This is a genomic window from Microvirga sp., from assembly GCF_014699075.1.
In the GTDB taxonomy this organism is placed as follows: Bacteria; Pseudomonadota; Alphaproteobacteria; order Rhizobiales; family Beijerinckiaceae; genus Microvirga.
Genome location: NZ_JACXAB010000007.1, coordinates 158,425 through 172,352, shown reverse-complemented (window position 1 = coordinate 172,352; position 13,928 = coordinate 158,425). Strand labels below are relative to the sequence as shown.

Annotated in this window: 12 protein-coding genes; 11 read left to right on the top strand and 1 reads right to left on the bottom strand. The window is 64.7% G+C overall.

Annotation, left to right across the window (positions count from 1 at the left end; genetic code table 11):
* Window positions 1–68: 68 nt before the first annotated feature.
* Window positions 69–956: a LysR family transcriptional regulator gene (locus IC232_RS13730; protein ID WP_190845539.1), complete on the bottom strand. Its 888-nt coding sequence runs from the start codon at window positions 954–956 to the stop codon at window positions 69–71.
* Window positions 957–1,156: 200 nt separating this feature from the next.
* Between IC232_RS13730 and sdhC the strand changes: the two genes are divergently transcribed.
* The 11 genes from sdhC to IC232_RS13675 all read left to right on the top strand — a co-directional run bounded on the left by sdhC (window position 1,157) and on the right by IC232_RS13675 (window position 13,916).
* Window positions 1,157–1,552, top strand: a complete 396-nt coding sequence (gene sdhC / locus IC232_RS13725; RefSeq protein ID WP_190845538.1) for a succinate dehydrogenase, cytochrome b556 subunit — start codon at window positions 1,157–1,159, stop codon at window positions 1,550–1,552.
* A 12-nt stretch (window positions 1,553–1,564) separates the two neighbouring features.
* Window positions 1,565–1,984, top strand: coding sequence for a succinate dehydrogenase, hydrophobic membrane anchor protein (sdhD, locus tag IC232_RS13720; protein ID WP_190845537.1), 420 nt, complete (start codon window positions 1,565–1,567; stop codon window positions 1,982–1,984).
* Between the two features lie 11 nt (window positions 1,985–1,995).
* Window positions 1,996–3,819 carry a succinate dehydrogenase flavoprotein subunit gene (sdhA, locus tag IC232_RS13715; RefSeq protein ID WP_190845536.1) on the top strand — a complete coding sequence of 608 codons (1,824 nt, stop codon included), beginning with the start codon at window positions 1,996–1,998 and terminating at the stop codon, window positions 3,817–3,819.
* A 15-nt stretch (window positions 3,820–3,834) separates the two neighbouring features.
* A complete protein-coding gene (locus IC232_RS13710; RefSeq protein WP_190845535.1) occupies window positions 3,835–4,617 on the top strand; it encodes a succinate dehydrogenase iron-sulfur subunit in 783 nt (260 codons plus the stop codon).
* 184 nt (window positions 4,618–4,801) lie between these two features.
* Window positions 4,802–5,389: an AprI/Inh family metalloprotease inhibitor gene (locus IC232_RS13705; RefSeq protein WP_190845534.1), complete on the top strand. Its 588-nt coding sequence runs from the start codon at window positions 4,802–4,804 to the stop codon at window positions 5,387–5,389.
* A gap of 316 nt (window positions 5,390–5,705) precedes the next feature.
* A complete protein-coding gene (gene zapE, locus IC232_RS13700) occupies window positions 5,706–6,905 on the top strand; it encodes a cell division protein ZapE (RefSeq protein ID WP_312895162.1) in 1,200 nt (399 codons plus the stop codon).
* Entirely contained in the window at window positions 6,902–7,531 is a 630-nt protein-coding gene (locus tag IC232_RS13695) for a TetR/AcrR family transcriptional regulator (RefSeq protein ID WP_190845533.1), read from the top strand. Before zapE ends, IC232_RS13695 begins: the two co-directional genes overlap by 4 nt.
* Window positions 7,532–7,764: 233 nt before the next feature.
* Complete coding sequence (gene mdh / locus IC232_RS13690) at window positions 7,765–8,727, top strand: malate dehydrogenase (protein WP_190845532.1); 963 nt, start codon at window positions 7,765–7,767, stop codon at window positions 8,725–8,727.
* A 69-nt stretch (window positions 8,728–8,796) separates the two neighbouring features.
* A complete protein-coding gene (sucC, locus tag IC232_RS13685) occupies window positions 8,797–9,996 on the top strand; it encodes an ADP-forming succinate--CoA ligase subunit beta (RefSeq protein ID WP_190845531.1) in 1,200 nt (399 codons plus the stop codon).
* Window positions 9,997–10,007: 11 nt separating this feature from the next.
* Window positions 10,008–10,895, top strand: a complete 888-nt coding sequence (gene sucD, locus IC232_RS13680) for a succinate--CoA ligase subunit alpha (protein WP_190845530.1) — start codon at window positions 10,008–10,010, stop codon at window positions 10,893–10,895.
* A gap of 60 nt (window positions 10,896–10,955) precedes the next feature.
* Entirely contained in the window at window positions 10,956–13,916 is a 2,961-nt protein-coding gene (locus IC232_RS13675) for a 2-oxoglutarate dehydrogenase E1 component (protein ID WP_190845529.1), read from the top strand.
* Window positions 13,917–13,928: the final 12 nt, after the last annotated feature.

Sequence of the window (13,928 nt, the reverse complement as noted above, 5' to 3'; positions counted from 1 at the left end):
CATTCCCTCCTCACGGCGATGTGAGGAGCGCAGATCAGCAATTTATTGCCAGTGCCGTCGTGGCCCCTTCAGGTGCCCTGCCGCAAATGCTCCACCAGTTGACGCGCCGAAGCCGGCAGCTCCTTCAGGGCCCGAATGCAGAGGGTGAGATCGCGTGCGGCCCAGGGATCTTCCAGGTCCACCGTCCCGATCGCCATGGTGCGGGCGGCGCGGCGCGCCGTGGTCTCGGGCACGATGCCGAGGCCCACGCCCGCCTCCACCATGCGGCAGACCGCATCGAAGCTGCGCAGCTGGACGCGCAGGCGAATGGGCTTGCCGGTGCGGCTGGCCTTAGCCGCAAGGAAACGCTGGAGGGCGCTCGCCCGGTCGAGGCCGACGAAATCGTGCTCCAGCACCTCCGTGAAAGAGATGCCCGGCCGGGCGGCGAGAACGTGTTCCTGCGGCACCACCAGCACGAAGCGGTCGCTGCGGAACGGATATGTCTCGAGCTGCCCCGTATCGACGGTGCCAGCCACGATGCCGATATCGCCCACGCCCTCGGCGATCAGGCCGACGATCTCGTCGCTGAGGCGCTCCTCCAGGTCGATGGAAACCTGGGGGTGCCCGGCCAGAAACGCGCTCAGCGCCTCGGGCAGGAACTCGGTGAGGGCATTGGTGTTGGAGAGGATCCGGATCTGGCCCGTTAAGCCGCCGGTGTAGGAGCCCAGATCCTCCCGCAGGCGCTCGGCCCCTGCGAGCAGGGTGCGGGCGTGCTGGAGCAGGGTGCGGCCGGCCGGCGTTGGGGTGACGCCGGCGCGGGTGCGCAGGAGGAGGGGAGCCCCGAGGGACTTTTCCATGTTGCGGATGCGCGTGCTGGCAGCCGCCAGCGCCAGATGGGCCCGCTCGGCCCCATGGGTGATGCTCCCGGCCTCCACCACATGGCGGAAGAGGCTCAAGTCCGTCAGGTCGAATTGCATAGGTTCCCTTCGTCGTTGGCGAAGGTAGATAAGAATTATTAAAGATTGCACTCTATGGGCGCTTGGGCAATCTTCGCGGCTGACGAAGTATGTGCCTGTGTAGCCCGATTGGGCGGAAGGCGCATTGCGGTGCCGCCGCGCATCTTATACGAACCGTTCTAAACGACGCGCGACCTTGTCGCCGATCAGGAGTGAACACCATGGCTGAGGCGAAAGTGGCTCCACGGCCCCTGTCCCCGCATCTTCAGATTTACCGGTGGAGCTGGACGATGGCGATGTCCGTCGCCCACCGCATCACCGGCGTCGCCCTCTATGGCGGCATTGCGCTCTTCGCGGTCTGGCTCGTGGCGCTCGCCTCCGGGCCTGACGCCTTCGACACTGTGCAGTGGTTCTTCGGCTCGCCTGTCGGGTACCTGATCCTGTTCGGCTACACCTGGATCCTCATGCACCACATGCTGGGTGGCGTGCGCCACCTCGTGTGGGATTTCGGCTACGGCATGGAAGCGGTCCAGCGCATCAACATGGCCCGCTTCACCCTTGTCGGCTCGGTCGTGCTCACGCTGGCGATCTGGGTCGTTGCCTTCATCGCGTTCTAAGGAGATCGGACCATGGCCGACAACAGGGCTGACACCCGCGTTTCCATGCGCACCCCGCTCGCTCGCGTGAAGGGCCTCGGCGCCTCCGGGCACGGCGTCGAGCATTGGTGGCTCCACCGCATGACGGCGGTGTCGAACGTTCCCCTCATCATCGCGTTCGTGATCATCGTGGCGGCGCTGGCGGCCTCGCCGTCCTATCAGGAGGCGATCGGCATCATCTCGCATCCGCTGGTCGCGATCATCCTGCTGCTGGCGGTGATCTCCGTGGTGAACCACATGCGCCTCGGCATGCAGATCGTCATCGAGGATTACGTGCACGACAAGGGCCTCAAGATCGCGGCCGTGATCGCCAACAACTTCTACGCCGTGATCATCGGAGTGGCCTGCCTCTACGCCATTCTCAAGGTCAGCCTCGGCCGCATCCTGGTTTAAGGACAAGACACATGGCTCAAGCAACGAACGGCGCAGCCATCAACGGCAAGGCCTACAACATCATCGACCACACCTTCGACGTGGTGGTCGTGGGCGCTGGCGGCGCGGGCCTTCGCGCCACCGTCGGCTGCTCGCAGGCGGGCCTTCGCACCGCCTGCATCACCAAGGTGTTCCCGACCCGCTCGCACACGGTGGCGGCGCAGGGCGGCATCTCGGCCTCGCTCGGCAACATGGGGCCGGACGATTGGCGCTGGCATATGTACGACACTGTGAAGGGCTCGGACTGGCTCGGCGACCAGGATGCCATCGAGTATCTCGTGCGCAACGCGCCCGCTGCCGTCTACGAGCTGGAGCACTGGGGCGTGCCGTTCTCGCGCACCAGCGAGGGCAAGATCTATCAGCGCCCCTTCGGCGGCATGACCACCGAGTTCGGCAAGGGCACGGCCCAGCGCACCTGCGCGGCCGCCGACCGCACGGGCCACGCGATCCTGCACACGCTCTACGGCCAGGCGGTGCGCAACCAGACCAACTTCTTCATCGAGTATTTCGCCCTCGACCTGATGATGGATTCCGACGGCCGCTGCATCGGCGTCGTGGCCCTCAATCAGTCCACCGGCGAGATCCACCGGTTCCGCGCCCACATGACGATCTTGGCGACGGGCGGCTACGGGCGCGCGTATTTCTCCGCCACCTCGGCCCATACCTGCACGGGCGACGGCAACGCCATGGTGCTGCGCGCCGGTCTGCCGCTGCAGGACATGGAATTCGTGCAGTTCCATCCCACCGGCATCTACGGTTCGGGCTGCCTCATCACCGAGGGCGCGCGCGGCGAGGGCGGCTACCTCACCAACTCGGAAGGCGAGCGCTTCATGGAGCGTTATGCACCGTCCGCCAAGGACCTCGCATCCCGTGACGTGGTCTCGCGTGCGATGACCATGGAGATCCGCGCCGGGCGCGGCGTGGGCAAGAACAAGGACCACATCTACCTGCACCTCGACCATCTCGACCCGAAGATCCTGCACGAGCGCCTGCCCGGCATTTCTGAGAGCGCCAAGATCTTCGCGGGCGTGGACGTCACCAAGGAGCCGATCCCGGTCCTGCCAACCGTGCACTACAACATGGGCGGCATCCCGACGAACTATCACGGCGAAGTTCTGACGCTCAAAAACGGCAACCCGGACACGGTGGTGCCGGGCCTGATGGCGCTGGGCGAGGCCGCCTGCGTGTCCGTGCACGGCGCGAACCGCCTCGGCTCCAACTCTCTCATCGACCTCGTGGTGTTCGGCCGCGCGGCGGGCCTGCGTTGTGCCGAGATCCTGGAGCCGAACGCCCGCCACACGGACCTTCCGAAGAGCGCCGACGAGCTCGCGCTCTCGCGCCTCGATAAGTTCCGCTATGCCAACGGCTCGACCTCGACCGCGGAGCTGCGTCTCCAGATGCAGAAGACCATGCAGAACAACTGCGCGGTGTTCCGCACCGGCGAGGTGCTGGAGGAGGGCAAGCAGCTCATCCACCAGGTCTGGTCTGCGGCCGCCGACGTGAAGGTTACCGACCGCTCGCTCATCTGGAACACCGATCTCCTCGAGACGCTGGAGTTCGACAACCTGATCGGCCAGGCGGTGGTCACCATGGAAGGCGCGGCCAACCGCCAGGAATCCCGCGGCGCGCATGCCCGCGAGGACTTCTCCGAGCGCGACGACAAGAACTGGATGAAGCACACGCTCGCGTGGCTCGACGACACCTCCCACAAGGTGACCCTCGATTACCGCCCGGTGCACACCTACACCATGTCGAACGACATCCAGTACATCGAGCCGAAGGCTCGCGTGTACTAAGGAAGACGAAAAACGATGGCTCAGTTCACGCTTCCCAAGAACTCCCAGTACACCGAAGGCAAGACCTGGCCGAAGCCGGCCAGTGAGGCGAACCTTCAGGCGTTCCGCATCTATCGCTGGAACCCGGATGACGGCGCCAATCCGCGCATCGACACCTATTATGTCGACCGCGACGATTGCGGCCCGATGGTTCTCGACGCGCTGCTGTGGATCAAGAACAACGTCGATTCTACGCTGGTCTTCCGCCGCTCCTGCCGCGAAGGCATCTGCGGCTCCTGCTCCATGAACATCATGGGCAAGAACACGCTGGCCTGCACGCTCGGCATCGACGATTGCGACAGCGACACCATCAAGATCTACCCGCTGCCGCACATGCCGGTGCTCAAGGATCTGGTGCCGGACCTCACGAGCTTCTTCGCCCAGCACGCGGCCATCGAACCCTGGCTGCAGACGCAGACGGCGGAGCCCGAGACCGAGTGGCGCCAGACTCCCGAGGAGCGCTCCAAGCTCGACGGCCTCTACGAGTGCATTCTGTGCGCCTGCTGCACCACCTCGTGCCCGAGCTACTGGTGGAACGGCGACCGGTTCTTGGGGCCGGCTGCCCTGCTCCAGGCCTATCGCTGGCTCATCGACAGCCGCGACGAGTCCACCGGCGAGCGCCTCGACAACCTGCATGATCCGTTCCGGCTCTATCGCTGCCACACGATCATGAACTGCGCGAACACCTGCCCGAAGGGTCTGAACCCGGCGAAGGCCATCGCCGAGATCAAGAAGATGATGATCGCCCGCGCGGTCTGATGCGTCCTTGGTGACGCCTCCTGGCAACACTTTGATCAAAAGGCGCCGATGGCGCCTTTTTTTATGGTTTGCGATCCCATATGTCGAAGCCGGAACAATGTTGGTCTAGGTTCATATTCCTCCTGATAGCCTGGACCGAAGATCAAGCCGTCCCTGAATGACGGCGCCGCACGAGAGGACCACGATGAAGATTGACCACTGTCTCGCGACGGCCGTGATGTGCTCCGCTCTGGCCCTCGGAGCATGCTCCTCGACCCGTCTCAGCGGCCCGCCGGTTCGCAGCGCGAACGCCGCCCCGATCATCGAGGCGCCTCCGGTCGAGGCGGTGCCGTCCGGGCCGGTCGAAGCCACGCCGCTGCCGCCTGTCGCCGGTGCACCCCTTGCTGCCGAACCGATGGCTCCCCCGACTGGTGGCACCGACATCGCCGGCCTGCCGCCCGCTCCCCCACCGCCGACCGTGTCGGCGCCCGCGCCTGCAGCAGCCCCGGCGCCGTCGAGCCGCACCGCGATGGTCGGCAACTGGAGCGCCCAAACGTCGGGCGGCAGCTGCCGCATCCAGCTTTCCAGCTCGCCGGCGCTCGACCTCTACCGGGCCTCGGCCTCGGGCTGCTCCAACCAGGATCTGTCCCGGGTCAATGCCTGGGATTATCGCGACGGCGAGGTCTATCTCTACCAGACCGGCGGCGCGGTTGCGGCGCGCCTGCGCGGCTCGTCCGCCTCGCTGAGCGGCGTTCTCGCCAAGTCCGGCGCACCGCTGTCGCTCTCGCGGTGACGGGGTGTTTCCCTCCCTGTAAGGGGGAGAGGTGATCGCGCAGCAGCCGGGTGAGGGTCGAAACGTCGGAGCGCTGCGCTCGATAGATATCGCCGAGGCATTCTTGACCACGTCATCACCGGCCTTGTGCCGGTGATCCCGATGCCATGAAACGCCGAGCTCCACCGCATCGAGATGGCCGGCACAAGGCCGGCCATGACGGAAAGGTCTCCCCCAGTCTAACCACCCCCACCCCTGCCCTTCCCCGCAAGGGGGAGGGGGGAAAGGGGCCTCAAGACGTTTGCGTTCAACGCTTCGTAGGGTTATCGATCATCCCGTGAACGATCCCTCCTTCTCCTCGCCCCGCTCCATCACGGCCCGCTACAACGCCTTGGTCACGTCCGGTGCCATCGAGCGCGATCCGGCGCAGGTGGCGCTGCTCAAGCGGCTTGAAGCGCTGGCGGAAAGCCTCGCCAATCATCGTCTCGCCCGCAAGCCCAGCGCGCTCGGCTGGCTGTTCGGCAAGAAGAGCAAGGACCATGCGCCGCCCAAGGGGCTCTATGTTTGGGGCTCGGTCGGGCGCGGCAAGACCATGCTCATGGACCTGTTCTTCGAGGCGCTGCCGGTGCGGCGCAAACGCCGGGTCCATTTCCACGCCTTCCTGTCCGACGTGCATGAGCGCATTCATGTCTACCGGCAGAAGCTTAAAAGCGGGGAAGTCTCGGGTGACGATCCCATCGCGCCCGTGGCGTCGGCCCTCGCCGAAGAGGCCTGGGTGCTCTGCTTCGACGAGTTCACCGTCACCGACATCGCCGACGCCATGATCCTCGGGCGCCTGTTCACGGCGCTCTTCGCCCATGGGGTCGTGGTGGTGGCGACCTCCAACGTGGAGCCGGACAGGCTCTACGAAGGTGGTCTCAACCGAGCGCTCTTCCTGCCGTTCATCGGTCTCCTGCAGGAGCGGATGGCGGTAGCGAAGCTCGAATCCCGCACGGATTTCCGGCTCGAAAAGCTCGCCGGCAGCCCGGTCTTCTACACACCGGCCGATGAGCAGTCTCACACAGCTCTGACCCGCGCCTTCAGGAGCCTCACGGGCCGGGAGCAGGGCAAGCCTGTGACCCTGACCGTGAAGGGCCACCCGGTGGAGGTGCCGCAGGCAGCCGGCGGCGTGGCGCGCTTCTCCTTTGAGGATCTGTGCGCGAAACCCCTGGGAGCCGCCGATTACCTGGCGGTCGCCGAGGAGTTCCACACAGTCATCCTGGAGAACATCCCCAAGATGGCCTTCGAGCGGCGCAACGAGGCCAAGCGCTTCATCATGCTCATCGATGCCCTCTACGATGCCCATGTGAAGCTGCTGGCTACAGCTGAGGCCGAGGTGCATGAGCTCTACCATGCGGATTCCGGCCGCGAGGCGTTCGAGTTCGACCGCACAGTCTCCCGCCTCATCGAGATGCGCTCGGAGGAATACCTGTCCCTGCCGCATGGCCGCTCGGACTCGGCCGATCGGGGACACTCGACCGGGCTTGCCGAGACATGAAGCGGCCGGCAGGCCACCTGGGGAAGGGGGCAGACTCCGCCCCGGCCGACACCCGGTTGCTCTCCATCGCCGCCAGCCAGCTCCGGGAGTTCGGCCCCAAGCACATCACCGTCGTGGGCATTGCGGACGCGGCCGGCATGACCCACGCCAATGTCTACCGCTACTTCACCAATAAGGCCGCCCTCATCGATGCGGTCGCCGGCCAGTGGCTGCGGGAGCTGGAGGCGACGATTGCCGACATCGCAGACTCCCCCGATCCCGCCGACGACAAGCTTGAACGCCTGATCCAGGCCTGGGCGCAGATCCACCGGGAGCTCCTGAAGGAAGATCGCCACCTCTTCGACGTCTATTGCACCGCCACCGAAACCTCGCGTCCCCTCGTGCGAAAGCACCGGGCCCGCATGCGCCAGCTCATCGAGCGGGTGCTGGACGAGGGCATCGTGACGGGCAAGTTCGACCCTCGGGACCGGGAAAAGGCCCACGCCTTCATCAGCGATGCGGTCTATCGCTTCATCAATCCGCTGACCGTGCGCCTGGATGCAGAGGTGCCGCAGGACATTCTCGACCAGCGGCTTGCCACCATGATCCGGGTGGTTCTGAGAGCCCTGGCGAACGGCAGCGTGTAGCGTGAGTTACAAATTTCAAAATTTGTAACAGGAATTTTACCGCCGTATCAGCTCAGCAAGTTCCTGTAATTACGAAGTATTTCCTGATTGTTAAGCTTGAGAACACTTTTCCTGGGTCTCACAGCCTGGCCTGTTAACCTTTTGATCGCTTGATGGCTGCCCATTTCTGGTGTCATACAGCGCCACCTCAAAAGGCTCATGCCAACCATCCAAGGCAAACCCAAGGACACACTATGGCCCGGAAAAAGATCGCGCTCATCGGTGCAGGCCAGATCGGCGGGACGCTCGCCCATCTCGTCGGCTTGAAGGAACTCGGCGACGTCATTCTCTTCGACATCGCGGAAGGCATTCCTCAGGGCAAAGGTCTCGACATCGCGGAATCCGCGCCGGTCGACGGGTTTGACGCCAAGTACAAGGGCGCGAACGACTACGCCGATATTGCAGGCGCCGATGTGATCATCGTGACCGCAGGCGTGCCGCGCAAGCCGGGCATGAGCCGCGACGACCTCATCGGCATCAACCTGAAGGTCATGGAAGCGGTCGGCAACGGCATCAAGCAATATGCCCCGAACGCCTTCGTCATCTGCATCACCAACCCGCTCGATGCCATGGTGTGGGCGCTTCAGAAGTTCTCGGGGATCCGCCCTGAGAAGATCGTCGGCATGGCCGGCGTGCTGGACTCGGCCCGCTTCCGCCACTTCCTGGCCGAGGAGTTCAACGTGTCGGTCGAGGACGTGACTGCCTTCGTGCTCGGCGGCCACGGCGACGACATGGTGCCGCTGGTGCGCTACTCCACGGTTGCCGGCGTCCCGCTGCCCGACCTGGTGAAGATGGGCTGGACAAGCCAAGCCAAGCTCGACGCCATGGTCGAGCGCACCCGCAAGGGCGGCGGCGAAATCGTCAACCTGCTCAAGACCGGTTCCGCCTTCTACGCGCCGGCCGCGTCCGCCATCGCCATGGCCGAGAGCTACCTCAAGGACAAGAAGCGCGTCCTGCCCTGCGCGGCCTATCTCAACGGCCAGTACGGCGTGAAGGACATGTTCGTGGGCGTTCCGATCGTGATCGGCGAGAACGGCGTCGAGCGCATCGTCGAGGTCGAATTCTCCGGCGAGGAAAAGGCCATGTTCGAGAAGTCGGTGGCGTCCGTGCAGGGCCTCGTCGATGCCTGCAAGCAGATCAATTCGACCCTCGCTTAAATCTTGCACGTCATGGCCGGCCCTGTGCCGGCCATCCACGTCTTCAACCGCTGCTGCGGAGAGAAACGAATGAACATCCATGAATATCAAGGCAAAGCGGTCCTGAAGGAGTTCGGCCTGCCCGTCTCCAACGGCGTTGCCATCTTCTCCGCCGACGAGGCCGAGGCTGCGGCCAAGCAACTCGGCGGGCCGCTCTGGGTCGTGAAATCCCAGATCCATGCAGGCGGCCGCGGCAAGGGCAAGTTCAAGGAAGCCGACGCCGGCGAGAAGGGCGGCGTGCGCCTCGCCAAGTCCGTGGACGAGGTGAAGCAGTTTGCCCAGCAGATGCTCGGCAAGACGCTGGTCACGATCCAGACCGGCGAAGCCGGCAAGCAGGTCAACCGTCTGTATATCGAGGACGGCTCCGACATCGAGAAGGAGTTCTACCTCTCCATGCTCGTCGACCGCGAGACCGGCCGCGTGGCCTTCGTGGTCTCCACCGAAGGCGGCATGGACATCGAGCAGGTCGCCCACGACACCCCTGAAAAGATCCTCACCTTCTCGGTCGATCCCGCGACCGGCGTGATGCCGCACCACGGACGCACCGTCGCCAAGGCGCTCGGCCTCACCGGCCCGCTCGCGAAGGAAGCCGAGGACGTGGTTGCAAAGCTCTACAAAGCCTTCATCGCGAAGGACATGGAGATGCTTGAGATCAACCCGCTCATCGTCACCAAGGACGGGCACCTGAAGTGCCTCGACGCCAAGATCTCCTTCGACGGCAACGCCCTTTACCGTCACCCTGACGTGGTGCAGCTGCGTGACATCACGGAAGAGGATGAGAAGGAAATCGAGGCCTCCAAGTACGACCTCGCCTATATCGCGCTGGACGGCACCATCGGCTGCATGGTCAACGGCGCCGGCCTCGCCATGGCGACTCTGGACATCATCAAGCTCTACGGCGAAGAGCCGGCGAACTTCCTGGATGTCGGCGGCGGCGCCTCCGAGGAGAAGGTGACGGCGGCGTTCAAGATCATCACGGCTGACCCGAACGTGAAGGGCATCCTGGTCAACATCTTCGGCGGCATCATGAAGTGCGACGTCATCGCCCGCGGCGTGATCGCCGCGGTGAAGACCGTCGGCCTGCAGGTTCCGCTCGTGGTGCGCCTCGAGGGCACCAACGTGGAAGAGGGCAAGCAGATCATCCGCGAGTCCGGCCTCAACGTGATCCCGGCGGACGACCTCGACGACGCCGCCCAGAAGATCGTGAACGCCGTGCGCGGCGGAAAGTAAGGTTCGACCCGATGTCCATCCTCATCACCAAAGACACCAAGGTCATCTGCCAGGGCTTCACCGGCAAGAACGGGACCTTCCATTCCGAGCAGGCCATCGCCTACGGCACCAAGATGGTCGGAGGCACCTCGCCGGGCAAAGGCGGCTCCACGCATCTTGGCCTGCCCGTGTTCGACACGGTCATGGAAGCGCGCGAGAAGACCGGGGCCGACGCCTCGGTGGTCTACGTTCCGCCTCCGGGCGCGGCCGACGCCATCTGCGAGGCCATCCAGGCCGAGATCCCGCTCATCGTCTGCATCACGGAAGGTATTCCGGTGCAGGACATGGTGCGCGTGAAGCGCTCGCTCCAGGGCTCCAAGTCGCGCCTCATCGGCCCGAACTGCCCCGGCATCGTGACGGCGGGCGAGTCGAAGATCGGCATCATGCCGGCCAACATCTTCAAGCCCGGCTCGGTCGGCATCGTATCGCGCTCCGGCACGCTCACCTACGAGGCCGTGTTCCAGACCACCAATGAAGGCCTCGGCCAGACGACGGCGGTCGGTATCGGCGGCGATCCGGTGAAGGGCACCGAGTTCATCGAGATGCTCGACATGTTCCTGTCCGATCCGAAGACTCAGTCGATCGTCATGATCGGTGAGATCGGCGGCTCAGCCGAGGAAGAGGCGGCCGAGTTCATCGCCCGCGAGGCCAAGAAGGGCCGCAAGAAGCCGATGGTGGGCTTCATCGCCGGCCGGACGGCTCCTCCCGGACGCCGCATGGGCCATGCCGGCGCCATCATCTCCGGCGGCAAGGGCGGTGCGGAAGACAAGATCGCCGCCATGGAGGCCGCGGGCATCCGCGTGTCGCCGTCGCCGGCCCGCCTCGGCAAGACCCTCGTCGAGGTTCTCAAGGGCCAATAACCGATAAAGGCCGCCTCGAACCCGGGGCGGCCCACAGTCATTTTGAAATCGAGTATTGTCATGGCACGCCAAGACGCCAACGAAAAGCTTCTCAACACCGCCTTCCTCTATGGGGCGAACGCCTCCTATATCGAGGACCTTCACGCCCGCTACGAGCAGGATCCCTCCTCGGTCGACGCCGAGTGGCAGGCCTTCTTCGGCGCCTTGAAGGACGACAAGCAGGCTGTCGAGAAAGCCGCCAAAGGCCCGTCCTGGGAGAAGGCGAACTGGCCGATTCACGCCAATGGCGAACTCGTCTCGGCCCTCGACGGCAACTGGGCTCAGGTCGAGAAGGCGGTCGGCGACAAGATCAAGGCGAAGGCTCAAGAGAAGGGCGCCGAGATCAGCCAGGCCGACGTGCAGCAGGCGACCCGCGACTCCGTGCGCGCCATCATGCTGATCCGTGCCTACCGCGTGCGCGGTCACCTGCACGCCAAGCTCGACCCGCTTGAGATCAACCCGCGCCCCAACGATCAGGAGTTGCACCCGTCCCATTACGGCTTCACGGAAGCCGACTGGGACCGCAAGATCTTCCTCGACAACGTGCTCGGCCTCGAGTTCGGCACGATCCGCGAGATCGTCGCGATCCTCGATCGCACCTATTGCCAGACGCTGGGCGTCGAGTTCATGCACATCTCCGACCCGGCTGAGAAGGCCTGGATCCAGGAGCGCATCGAGGGGCCCGACAAGGAGATCACCTTCACCAAGGAGGGCAAGCGCGCCATCCTCAACAAGCTCGTCGAGGCGGAAGGCTTCGAGAAGTTCCTGGATGTCCGCTACACCGGCACCAAGCGCTTCGGCCTTGATGGCGGCGAGTCGCTGATTCCGGCGCTGGAGCAGATCATCAAGCGGGGCGGCAATCTCGGCGTGAAGGAGATCGTGCTCGGCATGGCCCATCGCGGCCGCCTCAACGTGCTCACTCAGGTGATGGGCAAGCCGCACCGGGCTCTGTTCCACGAGTTCAAGGGCGGTTCTTTCGCGCCTGACGACGTGGAAGGCTCGGGCGACGTGAAGTACCACCTCGGCGCCTCGTCGGACCGCACCTTCGACAGCAACAACGTCCACCTGTCGCTGACCGCAAACCCGTCGCATCTGGAGATCGTCAATCCGGTGGTGCTCGGCAAGGTGCGCGCCAAGCAGGACCAGCATGGCTGCACGCCTGACAACCGCACCGCCGTCATGCCGCTCCTCATCCACGGCGACGCGGCCTTTGCCGGCCAAGGGGTGGTGGCGGAATGCTTCGGGCTGTCCGGACTTCGCGGTCACCGCACCGGCGGCTGGATCTCCTTCATCATCAACAACCAGATCGGCTTCACCACCGATCCGCGCTTCTCGCGCTCCTCGCCCTATCCGTCGGATGTGGCGAAGATGGTCGAGGCGCCGATCTTCCACGTGAACGGCGATGATCCTGAAGCGGTGGTCTTCGCCGCAAAGGTCGCGACCGAGTACCGGCAGAAGTTCCAGAAGCCTGTTGTCATCGACATGTTCTGCTACCGCCGCTTCGGCCACAACGAGGGCGACGAGCCGGCTTTCACCCAGCCGCTCATGTACCGCAAGATCCGGTCGCATCCGGCCATCGTGGAGCTCTATTCCAAGAAGCTCCTCGCCGAGGGCGTGGTCACCGAGGCGGAGCTCGAGGAGATGAAGTCGAGCTGGCGCTCCAAGCTCGATGCCGAGTTCGACATCGCGTCGAACTACAAGCCCAACAAGGCCGACTGGCTCGACGGCCGCTGGTCGGGCCTCAAGGCCGTGCGCGAGGACCAGGACGATCCCCGTCGTGGGCAGACCGGTGTGTCGGCGGAGACCCTGCAGCAGATCGGCAAGGCGCTCACCACCATTCCGGACGGCTTCCACCTCCATCGCACGATCCAGCGCTTCCTCGACAACCGCAAGAAGATGCTGGAGACCGGCGAGGGCTTCGACTGGGCCATGGCCGAGGCTCTGGCCTTCGGCTCGCTCCTGTTGGAGGGCCACCGCGTGCGCCTCTCCGGTCAGGACGTGGAGCGCGGCACCTTCTCGCAGCGCCATACGGTGCTCACCGACCAGGAGAACGAGGAGCGCTACACCAACCTCAACCACATCAGCGAGGATCAGGGGCGCTACGAGGTCATCAACTCGATGCTCTCGGAAGAGGCGGTGCTCGGCTTCGAGTACGGCTACACCCTCTCCGAGCCGAATGCCCTGACCCTGTGGGAAGCGCAGTTCGGTGACTTCGCTAACGGCGCGCAGGTGGTGTTCGACCAGTTCGTGTCGTCGGGCGAGCGCAAGTGGCTGCGCATGTCGGGCCTCGTCTGCCTGCTGCCGCACGGCTATGAGGGCCAGGGACCGGAGCACTCCTCCGCCCGTCTGGAGCGCTTCCTCCAGATGTGCGCCGAGGACAACATGCAGGTGAGCTACTGCTCCACGCCGTCGAACTACTTCCATGTCCTGCGCCGGCAGCTGAAGCGCGACTTCCGCAAGCCGCTGATCCTGATGACGCCGAAGAGCCTGCTGCGCCACAAGCGCTGCACGTCCTCGCTCAGCGACATCTCGGAAGGCACCTACTTCCACCGGGTTCTGCAGGACGACGCTCAAACCGGGCGCGACGTCGTCAAGCTGGTGAAGGACGACAAGATCCGCCGCGTGGTGATCTGCACGGGCAAGGTCTATTACGACCTGCTCGAAGAGCGCGAGAAGCGGGGCATCGACGATGTCTACCTGCTGCGCGTCGAGCAGCTCTATCCGTTCCCGGCGAAGTCGCTGGCGGCCGAGATCGCCCGCTTCAAGAAGGCCGACGTGGTGTGGTGCCAGGAAGAGCCCAAGAACATGGGCTCCTGGATGTTCGTCGAGCCCTATCTCGAGTGGGTGCTCAAGACGGCCGGCTCCAAGGTGGATCGTCCCCGCTATGTGGGCCGCCCCGCTTCTGCCGCCACCGCCACAGGCCTCATGTCCAAGCACCAGGCCCAGCTGCAGGCCTTCCTCGACGAGGCTTTCGCGGCTTAACACCCGCGGGAG

What these genes read in the sequence shown, in the direction of transcription:
- IC232_RS13730 (WP_190845539.1), bottom strand. Translation starts at nt 956, where the DNA reads ATGCAATTCGACCTGACGGACTTGAGCCTCTTCCGCCATGTGGTGGAG.
- sdhC (WP_190845538.1), top strand. Translation starts at nt 1,157, where the DNA reads ATGGCTGAGGCGAAAGTGGCTCCACGGCCCCTGTCCCCGCATCTTCAG.
- sdhD (WP_190845537.1), top strand. Translation starts at nt 1,565, where the DNA reads ATGGCCGACAACAGGGCTGACACCCGCGTTTCCATGCGCACCCCGCTC.
- sdhA (WP_190845536.1), top strand. Translation starts at nt 1,996, where the DNA reads ATGGCTCAAGCAACGAACGGCGCAGCCATCAACGGCAAGGCCTACAAC.
- IC232_RS13710 (WP_190845535.1), top strand. Translation starts at nt 3,835, where the DNA reads ATGGCTCAGTTCACGCTTCCCAAGAACTCCCAGTACACCGAAGGCAAG.
- IC232_RS13705 (WP_190845534.1), top strand. Translation starts at nt 4,802, where the DNA reads ATGAAGATTGACCACTGTCTCGCGACGGCCGTGATGTGCTCCGCTCTG.
- IC232_RS13695 (WP_190845533.1), top strand. Translation starts at nt 6,902, where the DNA reads ATGAAGCGGCCGGCAGGCCACCTGGGGAAGGGGGCAGACTCCGCCCCG.
- mdh (WP_190845532.1), top strand. Translation starts at nt 7,765, where the DNA reads ATGGCCCGGAAAAAGATCGCGCTCATCGGTGCAGGCCAGATCGGCGGG.
- sucC (WP_190845531.1), top strand. Translation starts at nt 8,797, where the DNA reads ATGAACATCCATGAATATCAAGGCAAAGCGGTCCTGAAGGAGTTCGGC.
- sucD (WP_190845530.1), top strand. Translation starts at nt 10,008, where the DNA reads ATGTCCATCCTCATCACCAAAGACACCAAGGTCATCTGCCAGGGCTTC.
- IC232_RS13675 (WP_190845529.1), top strand. Translation starts at nt 10,956, where the DNA reads ATGGCACGCCAAGACGCCAACGAAAAGCTTCTCAACACCGCCTTCCTC.